The sequence below is a fragment of the Paraburkholderia sp. CNPSo 3274 genome (assembly GCF_024206475.1).
In the GTDB taxonomy this organism is placed as follows: domain Bacteria; phylum Pseudomonadota; class Gammaproteobacteria; order Burkholderiales; family Burkholderiaceae; genus Paraburkholderia.
Genome location: NZ_JAMBPR010000030.1, coordinates 15,073 through 27,256, shown reverse-complemented (window position 1 = coordinate 27,256; position 12,184 = coordinate 15,073). Strand labels below are relative to the sequence as shown.

Sequence of the window (12,184 nt, the reverse complement as noted above, 5' to 3'; positions counted from 1 at the left end):
GAATGGGGGCGGAAGGAACTGAATTCCACGTGCCGGAAAGCGGACTCGTGCCAATTGATGTTCCTGTCCGCCTCCCGAAAAATACGCAAAGCCGGACTAAAACGGAGGAGAGAGGAAAATGGCCATTTCAAGGGAAGACAACGAATTCCTGACGCGTACCGATCATGGTGCGCCGCTCGGCGAGATGCTGCGCCAGCATTACTGGATCCCGGTCGTCCCATCGGCGGCACTGGAACCGGGCGGTGCGCCGATACTGACCAGGCTGACGGGAATTGAGTACGTCGTCTATCGCGCCGGCAATGGCAAAATCGGCATTGTCGACAAGATGTGCCCCCATCGTGGCGCATCCATGGCACTGGCGATGAACGAGCACGATGGGCTGCGATGCATTTTTCATGGTTGGAAGTTCAGCGTCAATGACGATAGCCGACTGATCGAAGCGCCAAATCATGGCGGCAACGAAGAGCAATTTTGCAAATCGATCAGATCGCCGCGCTACCGGGCGCATGAAGCAGGCGGCATAGTCTGGGCCTGGTTCGGGCAGGGTGAGCCGCCGGTCTTCCCAGATCTCCCCTTTACCTATCTGCCCGAGGCGCATCGCTTCGTGACATCCACGCTGGTGCAGTGCAACTGGCTGCAAGGAGTGGAAGCCACCATGGATACCACCCATGCCGGCGCACTGCATCAGAGTTTCACGGCCCTCGTGAGCGGAAACAATGAACGGGCCAATCTCAGCAAGAGTTCAAAGCCGAAATTCGAATTTGAAGAGACGGCCTATGGTTTTCGCTACGCGGCAGTGCGGACGTTGCCTGACGGCAACCAGTACGCCCGCGTCAACAACTTCGTGATGCCATGGTACGGAATCATCACCGCGCCAGAGCCGGATGGTCCTTCGACAGTGTTTTTTTCGGTTCCGGTGGACGACAACACCCATCGCGCGTGGTTCGTGCATTTCAACCTGCATGTGCCGCTGGGCGTCACGCAGTTCACGATTTCTCCCGATGTCATGAACTTCCCGCCGCTGCCGCCCGGTGATGAAAGTAACAACTGGGGCCAAAACCGCAGCCTCATGAAACGCGGTTATTTCTCGGGTTTCCCTCAGCATTTCGCCACCGAAGACTTTGCGATCTTCCTGAGTCAGGGGCCGCAACTGGATCGCAGCAAGGAAAACCTGTGTTCGTCCGATATGGCCGTGATACGAGTGCGCCAACTCATCCTCAAGTCGGTCAGGGAATTCATGGCGGGGGACGCGCCTACGATGGCGCGGGGGGCAACACTGCAATACAAAAACATCGTCTCTTTCGGCGGTCTGTTCCCAGCGGATAAGAGCTGGCAGTCGTTACTGGAACACCGCCATCTGCTAGGCATTCTCGCAACGCAAAAATGAGCGAATTCCGCGTGTCGCCAGCCAATCCGACGCGCGTCATCCACACGTTTTCGTCCGCCGCTACAGCGAAGGCGGGGGCGCTTCGAACGTCCCTTTCGGTTCAACCTGATTTCAATTATGTCCATGAACAGGCAAATTCCAAGTGCCAGTATTTGTACTCCTTATGACAGCCCAGCCTGCGTCACGAGTCCGGATGGTAGCGCGACCTGGCTGTCACGGGGACGCACGTTCGCAGTTGCCATATCGCGCGCCATGGCGCACTCGAGTCTGGAGCGCAGCGACAACCCGGATGAATACATGTTGCTCGTCCCCAAGGGAATCCGGGCTATCGTCCGGGCCGGTGCAGATCATGTGGCGATCGATGGTGAAGGGGATTCGCTGGTCATCGTACCGCCGGGAAGCAGCGGCGTAACGCTGCAGGATGACGGCTATGTCACGCGCATCTTCTCGCATCGAGCGGTGGATTTGATGGCAGCCGCGAGCAATGCGGCGGACCATCCTGCGCAGGAGGCCGACGAAGCGCCGGCCGCGCCGCCTGGTGGCTTCCGGCTGCGCCACTACCGGCTGGATGAACATAAGAAACCGGACAGCCCGGCACGTCCGTTCCGCTCGACGAACATGCTGATCAATGCCTTTGTGCCTCGCGATTTTCGGCGTGACACGCGCAAGATGACGCCGCATGCGCATGATGACTTCGACCAGGCATCATTGGCGCTGCAGGGGAATTTTGTTCATCACCTGCGCTATCCCTGGACGTCCGATATGTCGACATGGCGTGACGATGGTCACCATGGGGTGGGCAGCCCGTCACTGATCGTCATCCCGGCGCAGGCAGTGCATACAACCCAGGACGTCGGTGAGGGGTGGGCGCAGTTGATCGATATTTTCTCGCCGCCGCGCGCCGATTTTGTCGAGAAGCCTGGCTGGGTGTGCAACGAAGCCGATTACCCGATCTGAACAGGCGACAGGTAATGGAAATCCAACGCGATAACGAAATTCTCCAACTCGGTTATGTCCGGCTCGGTGTACACGACCTCGATTGGTGGCAGCGCTTCGCCAACCTGGTCGGTTTCGACACGGTTGTCGATGCCACCCCCGGCGAGTTGCAACTACGCACGGATGCGGAGCGCGAGTATCGATTCGCGCTGGTCGCAACGGGCGAGCCCGGGGTCCAGGTCATTGGGTGGGAGGTGGCTACGGCATCTGACATGGAGGCGGTCAGAAAGCGTCTCGTAGCTCATAACACACCCCTGATAGAGGTGTCTCGCGACGAGAAGGACGCACGCAAGGTCGAAGATATGTTCGCCGTACGCGATCCCGACGGCGTGCGCAACGAAGTTTATTGGGGGCCCAGTTCTGCGTTGCGCAAGCGGTTCCGTTCGCCGGTGGGCACGTGTTTTGAATCTGGGCCCTGCGGCAATGGTCATGTGACCATGAACGTGTCCGACGCATCGGACACACTGAAGTTTTACCTGGGTGACATGGGGCTTCGGCTGAGCGACGCCGCCTGGATGGACGGGCACTCGCGCGTGTATTTTCTCCGATGCAATCCGCGTCATCACAGTTTCGCCTTTGCGGAGATGCCGCGGCATCCCGTTGGCACGGTGCATGTGATGGCCGATCTCGCAGGACTCGATCATCTCGGTGTTGTGCGCGACCGCCTGCTCAATGCGGGCGTTGCGCTCAACCGGGATCTCGGTTCGCATCCGCTGGATGGCGTGGTGTCGATCTACGTTGCGACGCCGGAGGGCTTCGATTTCGAACTCGCCTGCGGCACGCGCTTCATCAATGAATCGACTTGGGAAACCGACAAGTTCAAGCGCGATGGCCTGGCCTGGGGCCATCGCAAGCCCACCCCGACGAAGGAGCGCTCATGAATCGAGAAAGTTTTGTGCGTCGTTTGCAGCGTGCCGGGCGCTGTCTGTTCGGCACGTGGGTCAAGTTGCCGACCCTGGAGACACTGGAACTGCTGGCGGCCGCCGGCTTCGACTTTGTCGCCATCGATACCGAGCATGCCCCGCTGAGTCTTGAATCCGTCTATCGGCTGATGGCCCACGCGCAGGGGCTAGGCATGTCGGCCCTGGTGCGCATTTCAGACCAGGATTCCAATGATTATCAGCGGCTTCTCGACAGCGGTGCGGATGGCATATTGGTTCCGCGGGTGCGCACTGCCGCGGAGGCTCGGACTGCGATGAGTCGCATGATATTCAATCCGGCAGGCCAGCGCGGCCTTGGCATTACGTCCCGTGCAGGCCGCTGGGGCATGATGCCGCTGAGCGAGTATTTGCGCACCGGCGGTGAGGAGCTGCTGCGCTGTGCCCAACTCGAAGACCGGCAGGTGCTCGAGGATGTCGAAGTCGTGCTGGATGTGCCCGGTCTCAATGCCGTTTTCCTGGGGATGGGAGATCTTCAGTTGTCCACGGGGCTGCCGGCCAGCGATCCGCAATTGCAGTCGCTGGTTGACCGTTTGCTGGCCGCATGTGCGGCGCGCAACCTGCCCTGTGGCGCGGCGGCCCAGGACGCCACAACTGCGCTCAAGGCGGCTGAACGCGGCTTCAGGTTCGTGATGGTCAGCAACGATGCGTTGATGTTCGGCAAAGCCGCCGCGGCGCTCGGTCAGCAGCTCAACGGAGGCGCTCCGGTATGAAACTGGTGACTTTCGACGGCGAGGCGGGGCGCCGCATTGGTGTAGTGAGCCTCGATGGCGGCCACGTCATTGATCTTGACAAAGCCTATGCTCTCTTGCATGGCACGTCGTACGCCGGGTTTGCCGACATGCTGGCGCTGATGCACGCGGGTGAGCGTGGTCTCGACCACGCGCGCAGGATGCTCGAGCACCCGGTGGACGAAGCGATTCATCCCGCTTCCGCGGTTCGTTTGCAGGCGCCCGTACCGGTGCCCACGCAATTGCGGGATTTCTCCGTTTTTGAAAAACATCTGCTGCAATGCGGGGAGGCGATATCCCGGCTCGGTCTGAGCAGCAATGGCGGCGGCCCCAAAGCCGGCCCTCTGCCCAGGGTATGGTACGAACAGCCCTTGTATTACAAGGGCAATCGCTTCTCGGTGATCGGTACGGATACTGACGTTCAGTGGCCTGCTTATTCGAGGCTGATAGATTACGAACTCGAATTCGGGGTGTTTATCGGCACCGCGGGTCGCGACATCCCTCGCAGTCGCGCGTCTCGACATATTTTCGGCTACTGCATTTACAACGACTTCAGCGCCCGCGATGCCCAGTTCCTGGAGATGCCGGGTCTGCTCGGGCCGGCAAAAGGAAAAGATTTCGATACGGGCAATGCCATGGGGCCATGGATTGTCACGCCCGATGAACTCACGGATCCGTATTCGTTGACGATGGTGGTGCGTGTCAATGGGGAAGAGCAGGGGCGTGGATATTCCGGCGAGATGCAACACCGCTTTGACGCAATGATCGCGCATGTGTCGGCATCGGAAACATTGCATGTTGGCGAATTCCTGGGCAGCGGCACGGTAGGCAATGGCTGCGGTTTGGAGTTCGGCCGATTTCTGCAGGAGGACGACGTCGTCGAACTCGAAGTGCAGGGACTTGGTGTGTTGCGCAATCGGGTGACGAGGAGAACGTGCTGATGCTGTAGGACAGCACCTTTCTCCTGTGCTAGCGGCCGGAAAACCCAATTTGCAGAACTTGGTACAACTACATAAATCGGAAGATTATTGGAGACGATGCAATGAACGAGATAGCAGCAAGTCGCACCGGATCGGGAGTAGGAGCCAATTTGTATCGCGGTTGGTTCCTGCTGCTTCTCACGCTAATTTATGCATCGAATTTCGTGGATCGGATCATCATCGCAGTGGTCGGGCAGGCGATGAAAATCGATCTGGGTCTGACTGACCTGCAGCTTGGCCTGCTCGGGGGGCTGGCATTCTCGCTTTTCTATGCCGTGCTCGGGCTGCCGATTGCGCGGTTGGCCGATCGCTTCAATCGTGTCACCTTGATTGCCGTTTGCGTTGCGATATGGTCGGCTATGACAGCGCTGTGCGGTACGGCCGGCGCGTATGGGCAGTTGCTGCTCTACCGCCTCGGCGTGGGGATCGGCGAGGGGGGCAGTTTGCCGACGGCGCACTCGCTGATTTCTGATCAGTTCGGGCCGCGTCGTCGCGCCATTGCGATGGCGATCTTCGGCCTTGGCGCGCCACTCGGGGTGCTGGCCGGCGCGCTCGGCGGCGGCTGGATGGTGGAGCACATGGGCTGGCGGCCGGTGTTCGTCGTTGTGGGTCTGCCCGGGTTGGTGTTCGGCCTGCTGGCCTGGATCACGCTGCGCGAACCGAAGCGTGGCGCGGCGGAGGACGATGGCGAACTAACGGGGGCTCAGGTGCCCCCGTTGCGCCGGGTGGTTTCCGTACTGATGAATAGCCGGCCTTTCGTACACATGCTGCTCGGCACGGTGATCGGCGGGTTCGCGCAATTTGGCATTAACATGTTTATTCCGATTTATCTGGTGCGCGTTTTTGGCATGAGCTTTGCCCAAGCCGGTCTGGCTTTCGGCCTCGTGATCGGTATCGGCGGCATCCTCGGTAATTTGCTCGGCGGCATATCGGCAGATTTGGCGGGTGCGACGGACCGGCGCTGGTATGCCTGGGTGCCGGCCCTTGGTACGGCGACCGGCTTTGTACTGATCGCTGCTGCGTTCACGATGAACGCGTGGCCGGCTGCCGTCGCACTGCTCTTCGTGGCCACGATCGCGCTCAGCACGTGGACGGGACCGACGTTCGCGATTGCACATAGCGTGGTCGAGCCGCGCATGCGTGCCACTGCCTCGGCTTTCGTGTTCCTCCTTATGAATCTGGTTGGACAGGGGCTGGGACCGACCGCGATTGGCTTTCTGAGCGACCGTTTTGCCGGTCGCCTGTTTGCGCAAGGTAACTACCATTTGATGTGTGCAGCGCACGATACGCATGGTGCACATGGTGCGGCCGAGATCCTGCAGGGGCCGCTCGGAGCGGTTTGCCGCAGTGCGTCGGCTTATGGCGTCCGCTACGCGATGCTTGCTGTGAGCCTCGTGCTGGCATGGTCGGCTGCGCACTATTTCATTGCCTCCCGTCACATGTCTCGGAACAAGTAATGCCCCATCGGGGGCAATTGGGACTGGCGTGCATTCCATCAGCGCCAGAGCGAGCATGCACTTCTGCCCAGGCCATCGAGCCAGTGTGATGCGAGGGTGCACACGCGTACGGACCCGGGAATCCGGCGCATTTTTTTAGGGTCGCTGATTGAATGTCGACACAGGAAGCCCGCCAGGAGCGGGCTTTTTGGCGTCTTGCGTCGCTTGTGCTGGCCCACACCGGACTCGCAGATGCGTTCGAAGACATTGGCCGCCTGTCCCCAATTGCCGCGTGCGAAGCGCGGGACTCGATGAGCGCCTCTAGCGCAGGCGCCGCATTGGGGTAGGACACAGTTGGGCGTTTGGTATACCTGCAAGGTATGATATGGATTTTAAACGCCGCTGGCCGCATAGAGCCGCCAGCGCGGCCCTTCGAACCCAACAGTCAGCCATTCAATGAGTCAGCCACCCAAACTGAGCCGTTCGGCCGAAATCAAGGCGCTCCTGGAATCGGAAATCGAGCGAGGCGAACTCGTGCCCGGCGCGGCGCTCGACGAGCGCGCGCTCGCGGCGCGTTTCAACGTCTCGCGTACGCCCATCCGCGAGGCGCTCCAGCAGCTCGCCGCGCAGCAGTACGTGCAGATCGTGCCGCGTCAGGGCGTGTTTGTGACCAAGATGACGGTCCCGCAGCTGCGCGACATGCTCGAACTCCTGCACGAGCTGGAAGCCGTTTCGGCGCGCCTTGCCGCTCGCCGCATGAACGACGCGCAGCGCGTGGAGCTGCAGCGCACGATCGACGAAGGCGTGGAAGCGCTGAATCAGAGCGACGCCCGCCGTTTCGCACGCAGCAACGCGGAATTTCACGAAGTGATTTGCCAGGCATGCCACAACGACTACCTGGCCGAGCAGATCCGCGCGATCCGGCGCCTGATCTCGCGCTACCGTCCGAAGCTCTTTCTCGCGCCGAGCCGGCGCGAGAAGGTGATCGCCGATCACCAGCGCCTCGCGCAGGCGCTGCTCTCGGGCGACGAGGCAACCGCCGAGGAAGTCATGGCCCAGCATTCGCCGGGCGGCGACGCGGGCTTTTCCGAATTCCTCGCCACACTGCCCGGGGAGTTTTTCAACGACGCGCCGATGGTTCATTCGCGCGAGGCCACCGCCCTGGAGACGGGTCCGGTCAACGGCGAGCACGACGAAGAATGATTGAGCGAGGCGGGTGTTACGCCTCGCTCCATGCACAGAAACGCGCCCTGCAAACGGGCGCGCCAGGGAAAGCGATCAAAGATCGGCGAAGCGGCCGTTCCGGGCCGCGAGCTTTTCGAGCAGCGGCGCTGGCTTCCACCAGTAGCCATACGCTTCGTAAAGTCGCTTGACGTCCTCGTAGACGTTCGCGATGCCGATCTGGTCCGCGTAGTACATGGGGCCGCCGCGATGCGCGGGAAACCCGTAGCCCGTCACGTACACCACGTCGATGTCGCTGGCGCGCAGGGCAATGCCCTGTTCCAGCAGCTTCGCGCCTTCGTTGATCATGCCGTACACGCAGCGCTTGACGATCTCTTCGGCGGAAATCGGACGGCGCGTGATGCCAAGGCGCGCCGACTCTTCCACGATGAAGCGCTCGAGTTCCTCGTCGCGCTGCGGCTCGCGGCTGCCCGGCTCGTAGCGATACCAGCCCTTGCCGCTCTTCTGGCCGAGGCGCCCCATCTCCACGAGCTTCATGATGAGATCGTTCCAGCGGCGGTCGGTGGGGCGCGTCGCCATTTGTGCCTTGCGCGTCTGGTAGCCCACATCGTTGCCGGCCATGTCGTGCACCGCGAAAATGCCCATCGCGTAGCCGAAGTCCTTGAGCGCCGCATCGACCTCGTGCGGCAGCGCGCCGTCTTCGACAAGAAAGTGCGCTTCGCGGTTGTAATTGCGAAAGAGCGCATTGCCGATGAAGCCCGGATAAATGCGCGCGAGCACCGATACCTTGCCCATGCGGCGGCCGAGATCCATGAGCGTGGCGATCACGTCGTCGGCGGTTTGCGCGGCGCGCACGACTTCGATCAGGCGCATGACATGGGCGGGGCTGAAAAAGTGCGCGCCGACCACATCGGCGGGGCGCCTCGTCACCGCGGCGATTTCGTCGATGTCGAGACCCGACGTGTTGGTGGCGAGCACCGCGCCCGGTTTTGCGTGGACGTCCAGCTCGCGGAAGATGCCTTGCTTGAGCGCGAGGTCTTCGAACACCGCTTCGATCACGATGTCGGCGTCTTTCACGTCGGCAATCGCAAGGGAGCCCGTGATGCGCGCGAGGCGCTCGTCGCGCAAGGCGGGTTCGAGCTTGCCGCGCTTCACGCTGCTCTCGTAGTTGTCGCGGATGCGGGCGAGGCCGCGCGCGAGGCCATCCGCGGCCGCGTCGATGAGCGTGACGGGAATGCCCGCGGCGGCCAGCGCCATGGCAATGCCGCCGCCCATGGTGCCCGCGCCGATCACGGCGGCTTGCGCGATGGGTCGCGGCGTGGCATTGCCGACGGGAATCTGCGCGGCCGTTTTCTCGGCCGCCTTCACATGCGCGAGCGCCGCTTCACGCGCCGTCGCCTCCTGCGGATCCAGTTCGTTCGCTGCATTCATGGTTTCTTGCACCTCATGCGTTGGTCTTGTGAGCGTCAGGACGTTCGAGCGGCTTCGCCTTGCCGTCCACGAATTCCCGCAAGCGCTTTGCGGTTTCGGGCGAGCGCGCCATGTTCGAGCTCATGTATTCGAGGAAGAGGCCATCTTCGTGCGAGAGGTCGTTCACGCGCGGCAGCAGGTTGGTGATGCGCCAGTTCGTGTCCGGTGCGTTTTGCGCGATCTTCGCGGCGAGTTCCTTCGCCTTGGCGAGTGCTTCGCCCGCGGGCGTGACATAGGTGACGATATGCTCGCGCAAGCCCTCTTCGGCCGAGAGCAGGCGGCCCGTGAGCATCAGATCCGCCATGACGGTGTAGCCGATCACGCGCTGGATGCGCACCGTGCCCCCGCCGCCCACGAAAATGCCGCGCTGGCCTTCGGGCAGGCCGAAGAACGCGGTCGTGTCGCCCACGCGCACGTGTGCGGCGGTGGCGAGTTCGAGGCCGCCGCCCACCACGGCGCCGTGCAGGGCCGCGACGAATGGAATGGGCCCCCGCGCGATGATGTCGAACACTTCGTGCCACGAGTGACGCCGGCGCTTGCGCGGCGGCGCGCTCTGGCCGCTCGCGCGCGCGAGCGCTTCGCGCAGATCGAGGCCCGCGCTGAAGTTGCCACCGTGCCCGAACAGCACGCCAACGTCGGCCTCTTCGCCCGCGCGCAGCACGGCGGCGCGCAACTGCGCGATCACGTCTTCGTTGATGGCGTTGCGCTTGTCGGGGCGGTTCAGCCCGATCAGCGCGACCGGGCCATCGAGTTCGTAGGTAACCAGCATTTCGCTCATTCTGGATTCCGCTTCAATTTCATTAGAGGTGTTAAAGGTCGAGCACGAGGTGCCCGCTCTTGCAGCGCGACACGCAGACCTGCATGACCTTGCCCCCCGCCTTCTCCGCTTCGGATAGGTAGGTGTCGCGGTGCTCGATCTCGCCGCTGCATACGTTGGTCGTGCACAGGCCGCAGTAGCCCGAACGGCAGTCGTACATCACGTCCGTGCCGTTTTCGATGAGCATGTCGAGCAGCGATTTGTCGGCGGGCACGGTGAGCCGCTTGCCTGACGACTTGAGTTCGACTTCGAAGGCGGTGTCGCCTTCCTGAGGCGCGGCCTCGGTGAACAGTTCGTAGTGCAGATCGCACTCGTGCCAGCCGCGCTTGCGCGCCGCCGCGAGCACGGCGTCGATCATGCCCGCCGGACCGCAAACATAGATCGGCTGGTTCACCTGCGCGCCGTCGAGCAACGCGTCGATCGAGAGGCGCGTGGCGGGATCGTCGTCGGCGTGCAGCGTGAGCTTGTTGCCCGCGAGCGCGCGTAGTTCATCCACGAAGGGCAGCGCCTCGCGCGTGCGGCCGCTGAAATGGAGCGCGTAGTCGCGCTGCTGCGCGGCCAGCGCGCTCGCCATCGAGATGATCGGCGTAATGCCAATGCCGCCTGCCACGAGCAGCACGCGCGGCGGCGCGGCAAGCGGGAAGTGGTTGACGGGCGCGCGCACGCAGAGCGTCTCGCCGACCGCCAGCGCGTGCATGCAGCGGGAGCCGCCGCGGCCTTCGTCCTCGCGACGAATGCCGAGCCGGTACGCACGCACGCCGTTGCGCGGATCGACGGCGGGGTCTATATGGATCAGCGAATACGAGCGCCACTGCGGCGCGCCGCCCGCCGTCGCGGAAGGAATCTCGACCTGGAGGTGCGCGCCCGGCTCGAAGCCGGGCAGCAGCGCGCCGTCGTGGGCTTCGAGCGTGATCGACTTGATGAGCGAAGTCGGGGCATCGATCGCGGCGACGCGCAGCGTGAGAAGCAGGGGAGCAAGCATCGAAGTCATTCCGGCAACATGGGGTCAGGCAGTCTCGACAAGCGAGCGCCAGTCGGTGCCCGCGGGCAGCACGCCGCCAATGGAGATTGCACGCGAGTAGTCCAGCTCGGGGCTGTCCGCGAGCGTGGGCGTTTTGCCGGCCATGAACTCGCGCGCCGATTTGAGCAGTTGCGCGCGCACGCGCAGCACGGCGCCGTCGGCGGAGCAGAGCTGCTCGGTGGTGCGGTCGGCGATCGGGCCTTGACCGAGGAACATCGCAAAGTCTTCGGTGCCCAGATGCTGGTGGAAGCCCGTGGCATGGCCGCGCATCATTAGATCGCGGTTCTGGCCGAAGCCGGTTTCGCGCGTGCCCGGCGGCAGCGGCGGAAAATTCCAGACATCGGGCGTGGCCGACATCACCGTCATGCCGAGCTTGCGCGTGGGGTTGAAATGCACGAACCAGGCACGGTGGGTGACGTCGTCCACGGGCGTGGAGAAGAACACCGTGCTCGGGCTGTTCGCATCCGGTGCGCAAATGATGCCGTACCACGGCATCACGAAGTTGTTCACGCGCGCGTAGACCTTATCGCCGGGCAGGTCGCGCAGCGCCGCGTAGCGATAGCCGTACGGGCGCTCCTCGAATTCGAGGCGTGGCGCGAGCGCCTTCGTCATGTGCATGCGTTCGTTGCCGCCGCCCGCCGTGATCTGCGTGGTCGATTCGTGCAGCACGCCCACGTGCGACGAGTCCATCGAAGCTTCCACGCCCTGCGCCCAGTTGGTCGGCACTTCGACGCTCGTGACCGAGCGCTGGTCGGCGGGCAGTTGGGTGAACGGGAGGTCGGGAAAGCGCGGCGGCGTGTCGCCCTTGCCGAGCCACACCCACACGATGCCGCCGCGATCTTCCACGCCGTACTGGCTCGTCTTCACGCGCTTGCAGAACTGCGCCTGGTCGCCCACCTGGTTCGGCGCCTCGATCACCTCGCCCTGCACGTTCACTTTCCAGCCGTGGTAGATGCAGCGTAGGCCGTTGTTCTCGTTGCGCGCCATCATCATCGATGTCTTGCGGTGCGGGCAAAGCTCGTCGATCAGGCCCGCTTTGCCGTCGGTCGTGCGAAACGCCACGTAGTTCCTGCCCAGCAGGCGCACCAGCACGGGCGCACCGTCTGCCTCCAGCTTCGCCGAGGGCACGGCCGGGATCCAGTAGTGCTGGCGGATCATTTCGCCCATCGGCGCGCCGTTTTCGACGCGCGTGAGCAATTCGTTTTCTTCGGCGGTCATGGCCATGT

The 12,184-nt window shown here is 62.9% G+C and carries 11 protein-coding genes; 7 read left to right on the top strand and 4 right to left on the bottom strand.

What is annotated here, in order from left to right:
- Window positions 1-118: 118 nt before the first annotated feature.
- From M3I54_RS20930 to M3I54_RS20900, 7 genes are all read left to right on the top strand, one after another.
- Complete coding sequence (locus M3I54_RS20930; protein WP_254339397.1) at window positions 119-1,387, top strand: aromatic ring-hydroxylating dioxygenase subunit alpha; 1,269 nt, start codon at window positions 119-121, stop codon at window positions 1,385-1,387.
- A gap of 297 nt (window positions 1,388-1,684) precedes the next feature.
- Window positions 1,685-2,344 carry a hypothetical protein gene (locus M3I54_RS20925; protein WP_254339395.1) on the top strand — a complete coding sequence of 220 codons (660 nt, stop codon included), beginning with the start codon at window positions 1,685-1,687 and terminating at the stop codon, window positions 2,342-2,344.
- Between the two features lie 14 nt (window positions 2,345-2,358).
- Window positions 2,359-3,264 carry a VOC family protein gene (locus tag M3I54_RS20920; protein WP_254339385.1) on the top strand — a complete coding sequence of 302 codons (906 nt, stop codon included), beginning with the start codon at window positions 2,359-2,361 and terminating at the stop codon, window positions 3,262-3,264.
- Window positions 3,261-4,034: an HpcH/HpaI aldolase/citrate lyase family protein gene (locus tag M3I54_RS20915; protein ID WP_254339383.1), complete on the top strand. Its 774-nt coding sequence runs from the start codon at window positions 3,261-3,263 to the stop codon at window positions 4,032-4,034. Before M3I54_RS20920 ends, M3I54_RS20915 begins: the two co-directional genes overlap by 4 nt.
- Window positions 4,031-4,993, top strand: a complete 963-nt coding sequence (locus tag M3I54_RS20910) for a fumarylacetoacetate hydrolase family protein (protein ID WP_254339381.1) — start codon at window positions 4,031-4,033, stop codon at window positions 4,991-4,993. Before M3I54_RS20915 ends, M3I54_RS20910 begins: the two co-directional genes overlap by 4 nt.
- A 101-nt stretch (window positions 4,994-5,094) precedes the next feature.
- Window positions 5,095-6,489: an MFS transporter gene (locus M3I54_RS20905; RefSeq protein WP_254339379.1), complete on the top strand. Its 1,395-nt coding sequence runs from the start codon at window positions 5,095-5,097 to the stop codon at window positions 6,487-6,489.
- A 435-nt stretch (window positions 6,490-6,924) separates the two neighbouring features.
- Window positions 6,925-7,671 (top strand): GntR family transcriptional regulator, encoded by a 747-nt coding sequence (locus M3I54_RS20900; RefSeq protein WP_254339377.1) that lies wholly within the window; start codon window positions 6,925-6,927, stop codon window positions 7,669-7,671.
- Window positions 7,672-7,746: 75 nt separating this feature from the next.
- Here M3I54_RS20900 and M3I54_RS20895 read toward each other — a convergent pair whose 3' ends face one another.
- From M3I54_RS20895 to M3I54_RS20880, 4 genes are read right to left on the bottom strand one after another with little or no spacing between them, the layout of a single operon-like run.
- On the bottom strand, window positions 7,747-9,081 hold the full coding sequence (locus M3I54_RS20895; protein ID WP_254339375.1) for a 3-hydroxyacyl-CoA dehydrogenase: 1,335 nt from the start codon (window positions 9,079-9,081) through the stop codon (window positions 7,747-7,749).
- A 13-nt stretch (window positions 9,082-9,094) separates the two neighbouring features.
- The gene (locus M3I54_RS20890) at window positions 9,095-9,898 is read right to left on the bottom strand and encodes a crotonase/enoyl-CoA hydratase family protein (RefSeq protein ID WP_254339373.1); all 804 of its coding nucleotides are present in this window, start codon (window positions 9,896-9,898) and stop codon (window positions 9,095-9,097) included.
- A 31-nt stretch (window positions 9,899-9,929) separates the two neighbouring features.
- The gene (locus M3I54_RS20885) at window positions 9,930-10,919 is read right to left on the bottom strand and encodes a PDR/VanB family oxidoreductase (RefSeq protein ID WP_254339364.1); all 990 of its coding nucleotides are present in this window, start codon (window positions 10,917-10,919) and stop codon (window positions 9,930-9,932) included.
- Window positions 10,920-10,943: 24 nt separating this feature from the next.
- A complete protein-coding gene (locus M3I54_RS20880; RefSeq protein ID WP_254339361.1) occupies window positions 10,944-12,182 on the bottom strand; it encodes a Rieske 2Fe-2S domain-containing protein in 1,239 nt (412 codons plus the stop codon).
- Window positions 12,183-12,184 lie beyond the last annotated feature (2 nt).